This is a genomic window from Aliarcobacter vitoriensis, assembly GCF_048320235.1.
In the GTDB taxonomy this organism is placed as follows: Bacteria; Campylobacterota; Campylobacteria; order Campylobacterales; family Arcobacteraceae; genus Aliarcobacter; species Aliarcobacter vitoriensis.
Genome location: NZ_CP182882.1, coordinates 1,241,256 through 1,259,299, shown reverse-complemented (window position 1 = coordinate 1,259,299; position 18,044 = coordinate 1,241,256). Strand labels below are relative to the sequence as shown.

The following is an 18,044-nucleotide window of genomic DNA, read 5'->3' as shown; positions in this document are numbered from 1 at the left end:
TATAACCCAAAAAGCTTTAATTTAATTAATCTTAGATAAAATTTTTGCCATGGAAAAAATAATAAAAAAAATAAAAGATTTTAGTGAACTTGTAGTATTTCAACACTCTGTTTTTGCATTGCCATTTATTTTTATAGCAATGGTTGTATCTTCTGATGAAATAAATGGTTCTGCTTGGTTTGGATTTAAACTTTTTGTTTTAGGTATTTTAGCTGCAATTACTGCTAGAAACTTTGCTATGGGCTTTAACCGTTTTATGGATAGAGATATCGACGCTCTTAACCCAAGAACTTCAAATCGTCCAAATGTAGATGGGAGAATAACTCCTAAAGCTATGTTTTTATTCTCTTTTGCAAATGCTTTGGGTTTTATAATTGTTGCATATTTTGTAAATAATTTGGCTTTGATTTTATCAGTACCAATTTTAATAATAATTGGTTCTTACTCATATTTTAAAAGATTTTCATATCTTGCTCATATTATCTTAGGAATTTCTTTAGCATTAGCTCCTATTGCTGGAGTAGTTGCTGTAAGTGAAACTATACCTTTTTGGGTTATTATGTTGAGTACTGGAGTTATGTTTTGGGTTGCTGGATTTGATTTGCTTTACTCTTTACAAGATATTGATGTAGATAAAAAACTAGGACTTCACTCAATTCCATCAATTTTTGGTGTGGAAAAAACTATGAATTTATCAAAGTTATTTCATTTTTTAACAGTTATTTTTTGGCTTTTATTCATCATATATTCACAAAGCTCATATTTTGCATATTTAGCTGTATTAATAAGTGCTTTGATGTTATCTTATGAACACTATTTAGTTTCAAAAGACTTTAGAAAAATTGATAGAGCCTTTTTTACTGTCAATGGATATTTAGGAATAGTTTTTTTATTTTTAATAGTTTTGGATAAAACTTTCTTTTAAAATTTTAAGTAAAATTAGGATAGACTTCAGTCCTAATTTTTAGTGCGTCTGTAGTTCAACTGGATAGAATACTCGGTTTCGACCCGAGGGGTTGTGGGTTCGACTCCTACCAGGCGTACCATTAGAATATCGAACTCGCTATTTATAATCTTCAAATCAATTAAATTTTTTTCGGTGCCGATTTGGTGTCAAAAAATAATATATATTCAATAATTCTATTAAATTTGTATCCAAAATAAGTTACACTTAAAAGTAGTTTTGATAATCTTCATTAAAAAATTCAAGAGAAATAAAAATGCAACGATACTACAAAGAATTAGTTATATTTGTCCAAAAAATGACAGGAGATAAGGAACTAGCTTTAGAAATAGTACAAGAAGCCTATGCAAAAACCTTGGAAAAACAAAAAGAGATGGATATTGAACATCAAAGAGCTTTTTTATACAAAGTTGCTAGAAATTTGACTTTTGATTATTCAAGGAATAAAAAAAATAAGGATTTTATAGATTATGAAGAAGAGAAGATTTTTTGCTCCAAAGAATATGAACCAGATGAGATTTTGATGGAAAAAGAGAAAAATGATATGCTTTTAGAAGCATTAGACATCTTACCAAAAAATTTAAAAGAAGTTTTTATTTTACACTTTGTTGATGGATTGGAAAAAAAACAGATTGCTAGTTTGTTGAATATAAATGTAAATACAGTACAAAAATATGTTATAAGAGCAACTACACAAATTACAAAGTTTATAGAAGACAAAGATTGGAATTAAAATGATAAAAAGTATAGAAGAACAAGCAGCCTATTTTTTTACCTGTAAAAAAGATGGTTTCACAAGAAATCAAGAATTAGAGTTTAAAACTTGGATAGAAGAGAGTATAGAACACAAAAAAGCTTTTGAAAAAGTGGAAAAACTTCAATCTCTTTTTTCATCTTTACCAAAAGATATAAAATCAAATATATCACAAAAAGTTCATCAAGATATAAAAAATAGAAAAAGATTTAGAAAAGAAAATTTATTTAAAATTGCAGCCTCTTTTACTTTGATAATTGTAAGTTTATTTGCTATAAATGAATATATGAATTTTGGTATAAAGCATACATATACAACAAATCAAGAAATAAAAGAGATATTTTTACCAGATGGCTCAAAAGTAGTAGTTGATGCAAAAACAAAATTGGATATAAAATATCACAATGATAAAAGAGAAGTAAATATTAGTGATGGTAAAGCTTTCTTTGATGTAGCACCAAATCCCAACAAACCTTTTATAGTAAATGCAAGTATGATAAAAGTAGAAGTTTTAGGGACAAATTTTGAAGTCAAAAATGATAAAGATCAAATAACAGTAGATGTTATAAGTGGAAAAGTAAAAGTTCAACAAAATAAAAATAATGAATTTAAAGAATTAGCTATCTTAACAAAAGGAAAACATATATCGTTTGATAAACAAAGTGGCAAGGTTGTATTGAAAGATATAGATGTAAGAAATATTGCTTCTTGGAAAGATGGGATTTTATTTTTTCAAGATTACTCTTTGGAAAAAGCTATAAATGAATTTAACAAATATCAAGATATAAATGTGATAATGCAAAAAGATATAAAAAATTATTATGTTAGTGGTTCTTTTTCAATACATGATATGGACAAATTTATGGTTGCGATTACAAAAATATATCCTATAAAATTAGATAAAAAAGCAAATACTACATATATTTATAAGAAATTTTAAAATTTCTTATAAAGGAAATATTCAAATATTTGTTACAAAAAGTAACTCTAGCTAATAAATTTGAAAATTCTTTTGTAAAAATTGTCCATTTTTTTCATTTAAATCGTCTTACTATATAGAGAAACAAATTCTCAAAATTAATACAAAGGATTAAAGATGAAAAACAAAGTTTTCATGTCAGTTGTAACATCGTTGATGTTAGGAAGTTCTTTTGCAAATGCAAAAGATATAAGTTTGCAAGAAGCAGTAGAGAATATAGTAAAGAAATATAATGTAACATATATTTCAAAAGCTAATAACCTTAAAGATAAAAGTATAGATTCGAAAAAAGTGAGTTTCGGGGGGGGGTACGGTATTAGATAGTTTAAATAGTGTACTAAATCCAAATGAATTAAAAGCTATTCAAGAAGATGGTGTAATATATATAATAGAAAAACCAAAATATCAAAACTTTGGTAATACTACTGTTTTAGATGAAATTTCTGTTTCTAGTTCTAATTATAAAAATGGAAGTGCAGAAGCTGGATATTTAACTGAAAATATAACTGGTGTTGGACTTTGGGGTAAAAGAAGTTTACAAGATACACCATATTCTATGACTGTAATACCTCAAGAACTTATCTAAAATGTACAAGCTAAAGATATGAATCAAATTTTTAAAATTAATCCAACTACTCAAGAAACTGGACAATGGCTTACTGGTCTAGGAGATTCTTCATGGGTGACTATTCGTGGATTTCAGACAAATAATCCAATTATAAATGGTATTCCTTATTCTAATGAATATGTAAGTGCTCCAATGATACAAGATATAGAAAGAGTGGAAATCATCAGTGGAGCAACTGGGTTTTTATATGGTGGAGGAAGAGTTGGAGGAGCAGTTAATTATATAACAAAAAAACCAACAGTTAAAGATTTAAGAAATGTAACTGTAGGAAGTTATGGAAATGAGTCATATTACTCTCATATTGATTTAGGTGGACAATTTGATCAAAATAATACTTTTGGGTATAGAATAAATGCTTTATATCAAAATGGAAAACTACCTTCTGAAACTGATACTGAACAAAAAGCAATTAGTTTAGTATTTGATTGGAAACCAACAGATAATTTCTATACAGATATAGAATATACATATAAAAATTCACTAAGAAATGGGAAAAGTGTATTTTTTAGTGATATAAATGATAGATCAATTATTTCAAAAAATAAAAGTTATACACCTGATTGGATAGAAGAAGAATTAAAATTAAATAAAATAGAAAATAATACAAAATGGAATATAAATGACACATTTACATTGAGAACTAATTTAATGTATGGAAAGATGAAATCAAGAGGTGATAACTTAAATATAGAAATTAATAATGATATGGTTATTGCAACGCCTTATTGGGGAACATATGTAAGTAAAGGTTCATGGCAAGATATTAAAAATTATGGTGCAAATGTTTATTTAGATTCAAACTTTGATACTTTTGATATTAATCATAATTTAACTATGGGATATTCTACAAATATAAGTAAAAGATTTAGAAGTAATGACCATACTATTTTTTACAAATTGCCAAATGATTTTTATTTTAATGATATTAGAAATTTATCTGAACCAGATTGGAGTAGTCTTGGAACATTGGGAACAACATCTCGTGATCCATTTACAAAAACACAATACAATAATATTTTATTAGGAGATGATATAACTTTTAATGATCAATGGAGTGCATTAGTTGGAGCGAATTATGCAACAATAATAGATAATAGTTATTCATTCAATACAAAGTATGATGAATCTAAATTAACGCCTACTTTATCTCTTATTTATAAACCTTTTGAAAGTCTTACAACATATGCTACATATATTGAAAGTTTAGAAGCTGGAACTACTGTTGGAAATAGATATGTAAATGAAGGTGAAATTTTAAATCCATATAAAAGTAAACAATATGAGATTGGTGCAAAATATAGTTTAAATGAAAAAGTTTTATTAAATGGAGCAATATTCCGAATAGAAAGAGCAAATCAACTTGAAGTTGATACTACTCCAAAACCAACTTTAACTCAAGATGGAGAAGAAATACATCAAGGAATTGAACTTGGGATTACTGGAAAAGTAACAGATAATTTTACAGTGATTGCTGGTGGAACTTTAATGGATTTAAGTTTAGAAAAAGTTACAAATCCTGCATTTGAAGATAAAAAACCAACGGAAGCTACATCAAAAATGGCTAAAATTTCAGCAGAATATAATATTCCTATGATTCAAGGTTTAACAATTACTGGAGGAGCATATTATACTGGTAAAAGTTATGCAGACGAAGCAAATACTGATGTAATACCAAGTTATACTTTATATGATGCAGGGCTTAGATATAAAACAAAACTTGATAAATATCCTACAACTTTTAATCTAAATGTGCAAAATCTAACTGACGAGGTTTATTGGACAAGTAGTTCAATGTTAGGTGATTCTAGAACTGTTGCATTTTCTATGAAAATGGAGTTTTAAGAAAGTATAATAAAGAGGGTTTTTGCTCTCTTTGTGCTTTTAAGCATGGGTTTCAAAGTATTTTTATTTAATTTTGAGATTAAAATTTCGATAAAAAAATATACTTTCCTTTTTACTTTGGAACTCATACTTAAGGGTATATAATGCTAAAAATCTTTTTTTGTTTTTTGTTGTCTTCCCACTAAAAAATACAAGATACTTCCAAGTGGAGGAGCAAAAAGTATTATGATGAGAACCCATATTATTTTGATAGTATTTGTTTCAAATTCATTTCTTACTACATCTATAAGAGTGTAGATTATAAATATAAAAACAACTAAAGCAAGTATTAATACTGATAAAAATACAAATATCTCCATAATTTACCTTTTTTTAGAAATAAAAAAAGCCCAATTCAAAGGAACTGGGCTTTTTCTTGGAAATAACAAATCTCTTACAATCTTGATTCGTATCTTCTAAGCATATATAATTTTTTAAGCATTTTCTTTCTAGCAGAAATTTTTTGTTTTTTTCTGATTTCAGTCATTGGTTCAAAATATCTTCTAGCTCTAGTTTCAGTAACGATTAGGTTTCTGTCACATTGCTTTTTAAATCTTCTATACGCTTCGTCAAAAGATTCATTATCTTTAACTTTAATGCCTGGCACTAAAATCACCCTCTTTCTTTTTAAATTTAGGCTTGGATTATATTTAAAAAATTCTTAATTCCAATTTAACCCAAATTTCAATAGAATAATTTATAAATATAAAAAAGGTGATATTTTGAATTTAACACATCTTGATGAGAATAATCGTCCAAAAATGGTAGATGTTTCAGAAAAAAATGAGACAAAAAGAGTTGCTGTTGCAAGTGGTAAAATAACTATGTCTAAAGAGGCTTATGAAGCGATAATATCGAACAATATTAAAAAAGGTCCAGTTTTACAAACAGCTGTTATTGCTTCTATTATGGGTACAAAGAAAACTCATGAGTTGATACCTATGTGTCATCCTTTACTTTTAAGTGGGATAAACTGTGATATTGAAGAAAATCAAGCAGAAAATAGTTTTAAACTTTTTGTTACAGCAAAACTGAACGGACAAACAGGTGTTGAAATGGAAGCTTTAACAGGTGTTAGTATAGGACTTCTTACTATTTATGATATGGTAAAAGCTATCGATAAATCAATGATTATCTCTGATATTCAGTTGGAGAGTAAAAGTGGTGGAAAAAGTGGAGATTTTAAAAGATGATAAATTTGAATGATAAACAACTAGAACTAGATTATCCTTGTAGTTGGGAATATAAACTTGTAGTTTTAGAAACTTGTAATATAAAAAAATCTGTGAAAGAGATAATTTTAGAAAGAGAACATAATCTAAAACCATCAAAAACTAGCTCAAAAGGTAAGTTTAAAAGCTATACTTTGGAGATGTTAGTTCACAATGAAGATGATAGAAAAGAACTTTTTAGACTTTTAGGTGAACATAGTGATATAAAAATGGTGCTTTAGTAGATTTTAAAAATCTACTAATTCCCTTTTAAATATCTCTTGATTTAGCTTTTTGATAGAAGTTTGATATAGTTTTTCTATTTCTTGAGTATCTTCTTCTTTTAAAATAGCTTTTATTTCCTCTATTGATTTACCTTCTTCAAAAGCTACAAAAGTTTTATACTCTCTTTTTGTAAATTTTCTTTTTAGAACTTCTTGTAGTTCTTCTTCATCTTTTAAAGTTCCTACAAGTTTTACTATGTGTTTTTTTATTGAATTCTCAAAATTCACGATATTTTCCTTTTAATTGTTTAGCCAATTTTCTAAATTTTTTATATCACTATGCGATGTCATATCAAGCATTATCGGGCTTATTGAAACATAGTTTTCTTTTATTGCTTCAAAATCACAAGATTTATCATCACTACTTTTCCAAATAAGTGGATGAAGCCCAATCCAATAGAACTCTTCTCCTCTTGGATTTAGATGTCTATCTGTATCGTTACCATACTCTCTAAAACCAGCTTTTGTGATTTTAAAACCTTTGCAATCTTTTGCTTTAATTGGCGGAATATTAACATTTAAAAACTTTCTTTCATCTAATGGGAAAGAGCCTTCTAAAATTTTAGTTGCAAGTTTTGAAATAGTTTGTTTTGCTAGTTCAAAATCCCAACCATTTTCTATACCTTGACACATATTTTTGCATACTTGAGATATAGCAATAGCAGGAATTCCATGTAAAACTGCTTCCATTGCAGCACTACAAGTTCCACTATATGTAATATCTTCTCCCATATTCGCACCAATATTTATACCACTGATTACCAAATCTGGTTTGTAACCATCTTTAAAAAGGTTACCTACTGATATATAAACACAATCCGTTGGTGTTGCATCGTCTATTTTATAAAAATCATCTTGAACACAAATCATTCTAAGAGGTCTATCTAAAGTCAATGAATGACCACAAGCTGATTTATTTTTTGCTGGAGCTACAACAGTAACTCTTGCTATTGGACTTAATGCTTCTATTAATGCTTTTAATCCTACTGCATCATATCCATCATCATTTGTTAGAAGTATTTGAAACATCTTCTATATATGCTCCTTTTATAGTATGTATTAATTTTTCAATATCTGAACTCACTTTAAATCCAGTTTCTAGTTCTAAATCGGCTAATTTTGATTTTATTAGAAGTTTTAGTTCTCTTTTACCTTGATTGTTTGCTACAAGATCAAATAAATCATGCATTAGAATTTCATCTTCACTATATGGAATGGCAATAGTTAAAGGTGGTTCTATTATCTCTTTTTGTTTTATTTTTACTTTCTCTTTTTGTGCATCAAAAATAGTTTCTATTTTTAAGACACTCATTCTAGTAAATTGTTCTGTTTTTGAAATTCTTACTTTAAATGCTATTGGTTCTTCTAAATCAAAGCTATCTCTTAAATCTTTTAGTTTATCTTCAAATAGCATAAATTCAACCGTTCCGTGGTAGTCAAGGATTGAAACAATACCAAACTTAGCACCTTTTTTCGATATTTTTTCTGTTATTGTTTCTACTTTTCCAACTATTAATATCTGGCTTCCATCTGCTAATTCATCTATTGCTGATGATAGAGTATAGTTTATTTTTTCTAATTTATCTTTATATTCATCTAGTGGATGTCCTGATACATAAAATCCCAAACTAGCTTTTTCAAGTTCTAAAAGTTCTTTTGGAGAAAATTCTTCTAAATCATCTAATTCAACATCAATTTTTGTAAGTTCTGCACTATCTCCAAAAAGTGAACCAGTTGCCATTTTTTTAGCTGTTGTTGCTTTTGCAACACAATCCATAATTTTTTCTATTTGATTTATAATAGATCTTCTTTTGTATCCAAAACTATCAAATACTCCAGCTTTTGCTAAAGTTTCTATAACTCTTTTGTTTACTTTACTTCCATCTATTCTTGATATAAAATCTGCTAAGCTTTCAAAATCTCCATCTTTTCTTGAGTTTAATATAGAATTTATTGCTACATCTCCAGCACCTTTGATGGCACCCATTCCAAACATTACAACTTCTTTTCCATCAACTTTTTTTGCTGAAAATACAATATCAGATTTATTTATATCAGGTGGAAATAAGTCTAAATGCAATCTTTTTACTTCATCAACATATCTTACAACTTTATCTGTATTGTCTTTTTCTAGTGTTAAAAGTGCTGCCATAAATTCAGCTGGATAGTAGCATTTTAAATATGAAGTATAAAATGTAACTAAAGCATAAGCTGCCGAGTGAGATTTATTAAATCCATATCCAGCAAATTTTACAATTAAGTCAAAAAGTTCTTCAGCATAAGCTTTTGTATAGCCTTTTTGCTCTGCTCCAACAGAGAATTCATCTTTTAACTTGTCCATCTCTTCTTTGATTTTTTTACCCATAGCTCTTCGCACTAAGTCAGCACCACCAAGAGAAAAACCACCAATACTTTGAACAATTTGCATAACTTGTTCTTGATAAACTATAACTCCATAAGTATTTTCTAAAATGGGTTTTAAAGCAGATTCTAGTTCGTCATGGAAATAGTCAATTTTTGCTCGTCCGTGTTTTCTTTCGATAAAGTCATCAAGCATTCCTGATTCCATAGGTCCTGGTCTATAAAGTGCAAGAACGGCAACAATATCCTCAAAATTTGATGGTTTTAATCGTTTACATAAATCTTGCATACCATCAGATTCTATTTGAAATAGTCCTAAAGTATCTCCAGTTTGGATTAAATCATAAACACCTTTATCATTTACATCTATTGTTTTAAAATCAATTTTTTTATTATGTCTTGATTCTATTAATTTTATAGCTTCATCAATAACAGTTAAAGTTTTAAGGCCTAAAAAGTCGAATTTAATTAAATCAACATCTTCAATATATTTTCCATTATATTGAGTAGCTAGAGTATCAAGTCCGCTTGGTTTAAATAGAGGTGTTTTATTCCAAAGTGGTTCATTTGATATTACAACTCCCGCAGCATGAGTTCCAGCATTTCTATTTAATCCTTCAAGTGCAAGTGCATATTCCCAAACTCTTGCAGCTTGTGGGTCAGCTTCACAAAGCTCTTTTATTTTTGGTTCTTTTTCCCAAGAAGAAGTAAGATTTATACCCAATTCATCTGGAATTAGTTTTGCCATAGCATCAGCTTTTGCATAAGGCATATCTAAAACTCTAGCAACATCTCGTATAACTCCTTTTGCTAAAAGTTTACCAAAAGTTATGATTTGAGCGACATTGGCACGACCATATTGTTGAACTACATAATCAATAATTTCCCCACGACGGCTTTGACAAAAGTCCATATCAATATCGGGCATTGATACCCTTTCAGGATTTAGGAATCTTTCAAAAAGTAAACCATAAGGAATAGGGTCAATATCTGTGATTTTAAGACTATATGCAACTAAACTTCCAGCAGCACTTCCTCGTCCTGGACCAACAGGAATTCCCATCTCTTTTGCAACTCTAACAAAATCCCAAACAATTAACATATATCCTGGGAATTTCATATTGTTTATGATTTCTATTTCAACTTCAAGTCTATTTTTATACTCTTCATGCTTTTCTAATGGAACTAGTTTTAATCTTTCTTCTAGTCCCTTTCTACATTCAAACCCAAATAATACTTTGTCATTTTCAAGTGAATATTCATTTTGTGGTTCAGGAATATTTAGGTTTAAATCTTTTAATTTATCTCTTGTAAATTTAAAATTTGGTGGAGTTGGATTTCCTAATTTTATAGTTAAATCGCATTTATTAGCTATTTCTTGAGTATTTTCGATGGCTTCAGGAATATCAGCATAAAGTTTTGCAATTTGTTCTGGAGATTTGAGATAAAATTCGTGAACACTATGTCTTAATCTGTTTGGGTCATCATAGAGTTTATTCATAGCTATACACATAAAAGCTTCGTGTGCATCAGCATCTTTTTGTTCTAAATAGTGAGTGTCATTTGTAGCAACTATCTTTATTCCAGTTTCGTATGCAATTTTTAAGATTTGGTCGTCAATAAAATGTTGATCACCTATTCCATGACGCATAATTTCAAGATAAAAATCATCACCAAAAATCTCTTTATATTCAAGTGCTATTCTTTTTGCTTCTTCATAACCTTTTGCACCGAATTTTACATTTCTTTCATTTTGTGTATTTAAATGCCAGTTTACTTCCCCTTGAAGACAAGCAGCACTACAAATAAGTCCTTCAGAATTTTCTTTTAAAAGCTTTTTATTTATTCTTGGATAGTAGTAAAAACCTTCCATATAAGCTTTTGAACTAAGATACATAAGATTTTTGTACCCTATTTCATTTTTTGCATATAAGCATAGGTGAAATCTTTGTCTATTTGTTTTATCTCCTATATCTTCACTATTGTGAATATATGCTTCCATTCCAATAATTGGCTTTATTCCTTCAGCTTTCATAGCATTGTAAAAATCTATTGCACCAAACATATTTCCATGGTCAGTCATTGCAACACTTTTCATTCCGAGTGCTTTTATCTTTTTTGCTAAAGGTTTTATTTTGTTTGCACCATCTAGTAATGAATACTCTGTATGAAGATGAAGATGTGTAAATTGTGGTATTGACATATTTTAAAATCTTTATAAATTTTTTTAGTTTATAGTTTAACTAAAGTTTGATTGTAGGCTTATTAAAAAAGTAGATTTTTAAAATCTACTTTTTTAAGCTAAAAGTCCATCTTTTATAGCTTTATAAACTTCTTCACCTTTTAAAGTTTTAACTATTTCTAAAGCAAAGAATATAGAAGTTGCTGGTCCTTTTGAAGTTATTATATTGTTATCAGTAACCACATCTTTATCATCATAGTAACCATCATCTTTTATCTTTTTTTCAAAAGATGGATAACAAGTATAATTTCCTTCCAAAACATCAGCTTTATGTAAAGCATAAGGTGCTGCACAAATAGCACCTATTTTTTTATTATTTCCTTTAAACTCTTTTAAAAGTCTTTGAACATTTTTATCTTCTGCTAGAGTAAAAGCATTTGGTAAACCACCTGGTAAAACTATCATATCAAAGTTTTGTGTAGATACCTCTTCTATTTTTACATCAGCTTTAATTTGTATATTATGAGCTCCAATAAGATTTATATCTTCAACTCCTGCTATTGTAACTTCAATATCAGCTCTTCTTGCAATATCTATGATACTTACTGCTTCTATTTCTTCAAAACCATTTGCAATTGCTACTAGAATCTTTGCCATAAAAACTCCTTTTTATTGAAATTATATATTAGATTGGTTTATTTAAACTTATATAAAGGATATGTAAGTAATTTTTAAATAAAATCTTAAGAATTTAATAAAGAGGATTTATAAAATGTCTAAAGGGTTCATAAAATTAGCTATTTTAACAACTATTTCTTTAGGGGTTCTATCTGGATGCTACTACAAAGATAAAGAAGTTCAAACTGAACACGATAAAGTATCAAGAATGTCAGATGGGATGAGTGTTGCAAATATGAAAGAAGAGAGAGTTACAGTTCAGAATAGTTTAGAAGCAACAATATCTTCTCTTGCTACACAAATGATGATAAATAAAAAATTAGATACTACAAAACCTGTTATTGTAACATCTTTTGTAAGATTAGATCAGTTTAAAACTACTTCAGAATTTGGTAGAGTTGTAGGTGAAAGCTTAATTGACGAGTTATCAAATAGAGGCTTTAATTTAATAGAATTTAGAGGACAAATGGCTATTTCTATCAATGAAAAAGGTGAATATTTTTTATCAAGAAAACCTCACGAAATTAAAAAAGAAGTACCAAGCACTTATGTTGTTGTAGGAACTTACTCAAGACAACAAGGAAGAGTTATATTAAATGCTAGAGTAATAGATAATATTACGGGGAAAGTTATAACAAGTGCAAGATCTACATATAAACACAATCTAGCACATGATTGTATGATGTTTGGTGATTGTCCACCAATGAGAACAATTAAAATTATAAAAGAGAAATAATTTTATGCCCTTTTTTTCTTTAAAAGGTTTAAGAATAGCTTTTAGCTTTGTTATCTTAAGCCTTTTTTTTAGCTCTTGCTCATATAAAAATCCTATAACAAAAGTTACAAACTTTCATTCTATGATTTCTGATATGGTTGATAAATCAGCTCCTAAAATAAAATCGAATATACGATTAGGTGAAGTTGTTTTAGTTTCTGATTTTGTGAATTTAGATAATTTAGAAAATAGGTCACAGTTAGGCTTTTTATTATCAAATATTTTAAAAGATAGGATATCGTCTTTAGATATCATAATAAGAGAAATTGAACTTGGAAAAGAGTTTGAGTTTGGACCATCAGGATTTAATCTTCTTACAAGAGAGTATGGCAAAATTTTATCAAACAAAGTTCAATCAAGATATGCTTTAGTTGGGACTTACTCTATTTCAAATAAGAGCTTAAATCTTTTTATAAAATTAATAGATATAAACAATGGTAATATCTTAAGCTCATCTTTTGCAAGAACCGACCTTGATGATGAGATTTTAGCTCTTGAAGGGCAAGATGAAGGACGAGATAAAAAAGAAAAATTAAAGCAAAGAGTTAATAAGCCTTTAGTTTTATAAAATCTCTTGAATTAAAAATGATGGAGTTATAACTCCTCTAAACTCATTTTTTGAAATTGATACTATTAAATTTAGATTTTTTGATAAATTTGTATTTGAGTCATAAAATTTTAATGCTTCAAATACAAATCCATCACTACTTAATGTAAGTTTTAAATGATTTTTATCTTTTCCAATTAAATCATATTTTAAAAGTTCTGCATTTGATATATTAAATATTGGTCTATCGTTTTCAAGACCATAAGGTTCAAACTCTTCAATAATAGATAAAAAATCCAAATCTACACTTGAAACATCAAGTTCCCCCAATGTTATATATTCATTATGTAAGGTATCATCAAATTTCTCAAGTTCGTTATTTATGATGCTTTTAAATTCTTCTAAATTTGAAGATTTTAAAGATAATCCAGCAGCATTTTTATGTCCACCAAAACCTAGCAGTAAAGAAGAAGCTTTTTCTATTAACTCATATAAATTTATATTTGAATTTGCTCTAGCACTTCCTTTTGCGATACCATTATCAATAGAAAAAATAAATGCTGGTTTTTTTTGAGAGTTTGAAAGCTTTGAAGCAACTATTCCTATTACTCCTTCGTGCCACTTTTCTCCCCAAACTATAACTGCTTTTTCATCGTGAATGATTTGTTTTTTGGCTTGTTGTACTATATCTTCTTGCAAAGTCTTTCGATAATTATTTAATTCATCTAAAACAGCTAAAGTTTCATAGGCATTTGACTGATTTTTAGATAATAAAAATTCCAAAGCTATTGAAGCATCATCCATCCTACCTGCACTATTTATTTTTGGTGCTATTGTAAATCCAACATCATCAGATACTAAAATTTCTTTTGTGATTATTTGGTTTAAAAGCTTAAATGCTTCTCTTGAAGAGTTCTTTAACTTTTTTAATCCTTGTTTTACCATAGTATAATTTAGGTTAGTCATAGGCATAATATCGGCAATTATTGCTAAAGTTAATAAATCCAAATAAGATGACATATCAACATTTGCATTTAATTCTTTTTTTATTGCTGCACAAAAATACCAAGCAACTTGGGCTCCACAAATATCTTTAAACTCAAAATTACACTCTTTTTGTTTTGGATTTATTATTGCTAAAGCTATTGGAACTTTATTTCCAACTGTATGATGGTCTGTTATGATTAAATCAATATTTTTTTCTTTTAATTTTAAACTAGCTTCATAAGCACTTATTCCATTGTCAACAGTTATTACTAAACCACTATCTATTAAATCTACAATTTTAGCAGATAATCCATAACCGTGTTCAAATCTATTTGGAATGATATAATTTACTTTTACTCCTAAGTGTGAAAAGAAATCTATAACTATTGTTGTAGATACTACACCATCGACATCATAATCTCCAACTATTGTTATTTGTTCATTGTTTTTTATGGCTAATTTGACTCTTTTTGTAGCAATATCAATATCTTTAAAATTGTTTGGAGATGGTAAAGATGCAAGTTTTGAATAAGGATTATTCAAATGCCTTGCATTCAATATTTCAAAAAGCTTTTGTTTAGTTATTTTAGGCATTATTTAGGAGTATTGGCCTGTTTAATAAAATCTAAAATTATTGGATTTGGAGTTTCCAAATGAGAAGTAAATTCTGGATGAAATTGAACTCCTACAAACCAAGGATGGTCTTTTAATTCAACTGCTTCAATAAGACCGTTTGATTCTCCAGATATTATCATGCCAGCTTTTTCTAAAGCTTCTTTATATTTAGGATTTGCTTCATATCTATGTCTATGTCTTTCAAAATACTCTTTTTCAGATCCATAAGCTTTTTGAAGTTTTGAACCTTTTAGTGGTTCAAATGGATATTCCCCCAATCTCATAGTTCCACCCATTGGTGATTCATGAGTTCTTAATTGTTTATGACCACTTTGGTCTATAAATTCATCAATTAGATAAATTATAGGATTTTTTGTATTTTCATTAAACTCTATTGAGTTTGCATCTTCAATTTTTAAAACATTTCTAGCAAATTCAATGATTGATAGTTGCATTCCAAGACAAATTCCTAAGAATGTAATATTGTTTTCTCTTGCATATTGAATAGCTTTTAGTTTACCTTCAACTCCTCTTTGCCCAAATCCACCAGCAACTAAAATTGCATCAACATTTCCAATTACTTCATAAGCACCTAAATCTTCTATATTTTCACTATCACACCAATGAATGTTTATTTTTGTATTAAGATGAGCTCCTGCGTGAATTAATGCTTCAATAAGAGATTTATATGACTCTTTAAGTCCTAAATATTTTCCAACAAAAGCAATAGTAACTTCATCTTGTGGAACTAGGATATTTTTTACTAACATATCCCATTTTTCCATATTTGGTTTTATTTTAATATTAAAATGATTTGAAAGAGGATTTAAAATCCCTTCTTTTATGAAATGAAGTGGAACTTGATAAATTGATTGTGCATCTCCAGCTTCTATTACTGCATTTCTATCAATATCACAAGATAATGCCAATTTATCTTTTAATGCTTTTGGAAGTTCTTTTTCAGTTCTACAAACTAACATATGAGGTGTTATACCAATTCTTCTTAACTCTTGAACAGAGTGTTGAGTTGGTTTTGTTTTAAGTTCACCAGCAGCTTTTATATAAGGAATTAAACTAACATGAATATTCATAGTATTTGTTTTTGGTAGTTCATGTCGAATTGAACGAATAGCTTCCAAAAATGGTAAACTTTCTATATCTCCGACTGTTCCACCAATCTCTATGATTAAAAAGTCATTATCATCAGCAGCTGCAAAAACTCTATCTTTTATCTCATCAACAACATGAGGAATAACTTGGATAGTTTTACCCAAATATCCACCTTCTCTTTCTCTTTTAATTACACTTTGATAAACTTGTCCAGTTGTAAAACTATTTTTTTTAGTTAGAGTTTTATCTATAAATCTCTCATAATTCCCCAAGTCTAAGTCTGTTTCTGCACCATCAGCAGTTACGAAAACTTCTCCATGCTCTAAGGGACTCATAGTTCCAGGATCAACATTTAGGTACGGGTCAATTTTTAACATACTTACTTTAAATCCAGACTGTTTTAATATAGCCGCAATAGAAGCAGAAGTTATACCTTTTCCTAAAGAACTTAAAACACCACCCGTTACAAAAATGAATTTTGTCATTACAAATACTCCAAGATAATAATAAATTTTTAAAAAATATAAGCTGTGATTCTATCTAAATTTAGTTGATAAGCAATTTAAAGATAGAGTGCTTTTGCACTTTATCTTTATTTTTGAAGTTTGTCTGCTCTTGGGAAGAAGAAAGTTGCATTTCTAAATACTTTTACTTTTTCTGGGTCTTCTTGTGCATAAGCTTTAAATGTAATATTAATAGGAGTATCTTTTGTATTATCATTTACTAAAAGTTTATTAGTTTCAAGTATAACAACTTTTTTAGCCATTTTCCCAGGGCTTAAAGTAAATGGTTCAAATCTTGTCATTTTTAAATCAGGATTATCAACTTCTAAGTGGTAAGTTAAAGGTTTTGACTCTGTATTTTGGAATAACAATAAATAGTTGTTTGCAACCACATTATCTTCTTTTATTTTATAAAGTTCTGTATCTTTATTTACATTTAAAAGCATATACTCTTTTTCTCCGCTCATTACAAATAGCAATCCTATTACTAAAGCTAAAGCTACAAAATACATAACAGTTGTTTTTCTTACAACTTTTGTAGGAGTATCAAGTTTTACTTGATTTGTACTTGACCATTGAACAAGTGAAGGTTTTCCAAGTTTTCCCATAACTTGAGTACAAGCATCAACACATTCAAGACAGTTTATACACTCAAGTTGAAGTCCTTTTCGAATATCAATATGTGTTGGGCAAACAGTCACACAAGATTCACAGGCTGTACATTCATTTTCTACACTTGGTAGATCTTTTACTTTAAATACAACTTTTTCTTTATTCTCATTGTATATATTTCCACCTCTATTTGTGGAATAGATTGCTTGATATGTGTTATTATCATATAAAACGCTTTGAACTCTTGAATAAGGACAGATGTATATACAAAAATCCTCTTTTAGCATAACTACATCATATATCAAAAACCCAGCAATACATAAAACAAAACCAATTAAAAATAGATGTTCGCTAGGATTTTGTAAATAAGAGAAGAAATCTTGTGGTGGGACAAAATACCACATAAAATTGGAAGCAGCAAGAAGCGATAAAATAGTCCATAAAATAAGACCAATAACTTTTTTTACTTTATTTTCTGTTTTACTTAAATCTGGATTTTTTTGTTTATTTTTAATTCTTCTTAAACCTAAAAGTTTTGATTCTATTAAATCTCTATAAATTACCCTAAATATTGTTTGTGGACAGGCCCAACCACACCATGCACGACCACCAATTGAAGTAGCAGCAAAAATTCCTAAAAACAGAAGCATCAATAAAAACGGCATCAAATATAATTCTTGCATATCAAAAGCAGTTCCCAAAAGATGAAGCTGTTTTTTATCAAATGATAGTAAAAATAATTGATTTCCATTTATTTGAATAAATGGTATAACTAAAGCAAATATAGTAGCACTTATATAACCGATATATCTTCTATATCTATAAGGAGTTTTATCTAAAAACTCATTTTTTTCTTTCATAATTTTATCCTTCGCGACATTTTAATTATTATACTCCTACAAATTATATTTATTTCTTAAATATGTGTAAAAAAAGCTAAAATTTAAACAAAAATATTAATAAGAAAGCCTAT

The 18,044-nt window shown here is 28.3% G+C and carries 18 protein-coding genes and 1 tRNA gene; 10 read left to right on the top strand and 9 right to left on the bottom strand.

Annotation, left to right across the window (positions count from 1 at the left end; translation table 11 throughout):
* The first annotated feature begins 49 nt into the window (after positions 1-49).
* From mqnP to ACNSOS_RS06365, 6 genes are all read left to right on the top strand, one after another.
* Complete coding sequence (gene mqnP / locus ACNSOS_RS06390) at positions 50-925, top strand: menaquinone biosynthesis prenyltransferase MqnP (RefSeq protein WP_418184623.1); 876 nt, start codon at positions 50-52, stop codon at positions 923-925.
* A 44-nt stretch (positions 926-969) separates the two neighbouring features.
* Positions 970-1,046: transfer RNA gene (locus ACNSOS_RS06385), tRNA-Arg, on the top strand.
* 174 nt (positions 1,047-1,220) lie between these two features.
* Positions 1,221-1,697, top strand: a complete 477-nt coding sequence (locus ACNSOS_RS06380) for an RNA polymerase sigma factor (protein WP_113894618.1) — start codon at positions 1,221-1,223, stop codon at positions 1,695-1,697.
* 1 nt (position 1,698) lies between these two features.
* Positions 1,699-2,658, top strand: a complete 960-nt coding sequence (locus tag ACNSOS_RS06375) for a FecR family protein (RefSeq protein ID WP_418184622.1) — start codon at positions 1,699-1,701, stop codon at positions 2,656-2,658.
* A gap of 156 nt (positions 2,659-2,814) precedes the next feature.
* Positions 2,815-3,021, top strand: coding sequence for a hypothetical protein (locus tag ACNSOS_RS06370; RefSeq protein WP_418184621.1), 207 nt, complete (start codon positions 2,815-2,817; stop codon positions 3,019-3,021).
* Positions 3,022-3,301: 280 nt separating this feature from the next.
* Positions 3,302-5,167 (top strand): TonB-dependent siderophore receptor, encoded by a 1,866-nt coding sequence (locus ACNSOS_RS06365; protein WP_418184620.1) that lies wholly within the window; start codon positions 3,302-3,304, stop codon positions 5,165-5,167.
* 146 nt (positions 5,168-5,313) lie between these two features.
* On the opposite strand, the gene ACNSOS_RS06360 is transcribed toward ACNSOS_RS06365, so the two are convergent.
* Positions 5,314-5,526, bottom strand: a complete 213-nt coding sequence (locus ACNSOS_RS06360; RefSeq protein ID WP_113909319.1) for a PLDc N-terminal domain-containing protein — start codon at positions 5,524-5,526, stop codon at positions 5,314-5,316.
* Between the two features lie 74 nt (positions 5,527-5,600).
* Positions 5,601-5,813: a 30S ribosomal protein S21 gene (rpsU, locus tag ACNSOS_RS06355; protein ID WP_004511155.1), complete on the bottom strand. Its 213-nt coding sequence runs from the start codon at positions 5,811-5,813 to the stop codon at positions 5,601-5,603.
* A 115-nt stretch (positions 5,814-5,928) separates the two neighbouring features.
* On the opposite strand from rpsU, the gene moaC reads away from it, so the two are divergent.
* Together moaC and ACNSOS_RS06345 are read left to right on the top strand one after the other, a co-directional pair.
* On the top strand, positions 5,929-6,399 hold the full coding sequence (moaC, locus tag ACNSOS_RS06350; RefSeq protein ID WP_418184619.1) for a cyclic pyranopterin monophosphate synthase MoaC: 471 nt from the start codon (positions 5,929-5,931) through the stop codon (positions 6,397-6,399).
* The gene (locus ACNSOS_RS06345) at positions 6,396-6,659 is read left to right on the top strand and encodes a YbeD family protein (RefSeq protein WP_113894854.1); all 264 of its coding nucleotides are present in this window, start codon (positions 6,396-6,398) and stop codon (positions 6,657-6,659) included. The genes moaC and ACNSOS_RS06345 overlap by 4 nt, the downstream gene beginning before the upstream one ends.
* Positions 6,660-6,665: 6 nt before the next feature.
* Here ACNSOS_RS06345 and ACNSOS_RS06340 read toward each other — a convergent pair whose 3' ends face one another.
* From ACNSOS_RS06340 to ACNSOS_RS06325, 4 genes are all read right to left on the bottom strand, one after another.
* Entirely contained in the window at positions 6,666-6,929 is a 264-nt protein-coding gene (locus tag ACNSOS_RS06340) for a hypothetical protein (RefSeq protein WP_113894853.1), read from the bottom strand.
* A 12-nt stretch (positions 6,930-6,941) separates the two neighbouring features.
* Positions 6,942-7,730 carry a 5'/3'-nucleotidase SurE gene (surE, locus tag ACNSOS_RS06335; protein ID WP_113894852.1) on the bottom strand — a complete coding sequence of 263 codons (789 nt, stop codon included), beginning with the start codon at positions 7,728-7,730 and terminating at the stop codon, positions 6,942-6,944.
* A complete protein-coding gene (gene dnaE, locus ACNSOS_RS06330; RefSeq protein WP_418184618.1) occupies positions 7,705-11,265 on the bottom strand; it encodes a DNA polymerase III subunit alpha in 3,561 nt (1,186 codons plus the stop codon). Before dnaE ends, surE begins: the two co-directional genes overlap by 26 nt.
* Positions 11,266-11,358: 93 nt before the next feature.
* Positions 11,359-11,901: a DJ-1 family glyoxalase III gene (locus ACNSOS_RS06325; RefSeq protein WP_418184617.1), complete on the bottom strand. Its 543-nt coding sequence runs from the start codon at positions 11,899-11,901 to the stop codon at positions 11,359-11,361.
* Positions 11,902-12,016: 115 nt separating this feature from the next.
* On the opposite strand from ACNSOS_RS06325, the gene ACNSOS_RS06320 reads away from it, so the two are divergent.
* Positions 12,017-12,658 carry a FlgO family outer membrane protein gene (locus ACNSOS_RS06320; protein ID WP_113894849.1) on the top strand — a complete coding sequence of 214 codons (642 nt, stop codon included), beginning with the start codon at positions 12,017-12,019 and terminating at the stop codon, positions 12,656-12,658.
* Positions 12,659-12,662: 4 nt separating this feature from the next.
* Complete coding sequence (locus ACNSOS_RS06315; RefSeq protein WP_418184616.1) at positions 12,663-13,265, top strand: FlgO family outer membrane protein; 603 nt, start codon at positions 12,663-12,665, stop codon at positions 13,263-13,265.
* On the opposite strand, the gene recJ is transcribed toward ACNSOS_RS06315, so the two are convergent.
* The 3 genes from recJ to ccoG form a co-directional block, all read right to left on the bottom strand.
* On the bottom strand, positions 13,260-14,825 hold the full coding sequence (gene recJ, locus ACNSOS_RS06310) for a single-stranded-DNA-specific exonuclease RecJ (protein WP_418184615.1): 1,566 nt from the start codon (positions 14,823-14,825) through the stop codon (positions 13,260-13,262). The genes ACNSOS_RS06315 and recJ overlap by 6 nt on opposite strands.
* Positions 14,825-16,441 carry a CTP synthase gene (locus ACNSOS_RS06305; RefSeq protein ID WP_113894847.1) on the bottom strand — a complete coding sequence of 539 codons (1,617 nt, stop codon included), beginning with the start codon at positions 16,439-16,441 and terminating at the stop codon, positions 14,825-14,827. Before ACNSOS_RS06305 ends, recJ begins: the two co-directional genes overlap by 1 nt.
* A gap of 107 nt (positions 16,442-16,548) precedes the next feature.
* Positions 16,549-17,931 (bottom strand): cytochrome c oxidase accessory protein CcoG, encoded by a 1,383-nt coding sequence (ccoG, locus tag ACNSOS_RS06300; RefSeq protein ID WP_113909325.1) that lies wholly within the window; start codon positions 17,929-17,931, stop codon positions 16,549-16,551.
* Positions 17,932-18,044 lie beyond the last annotated feature (113 nt).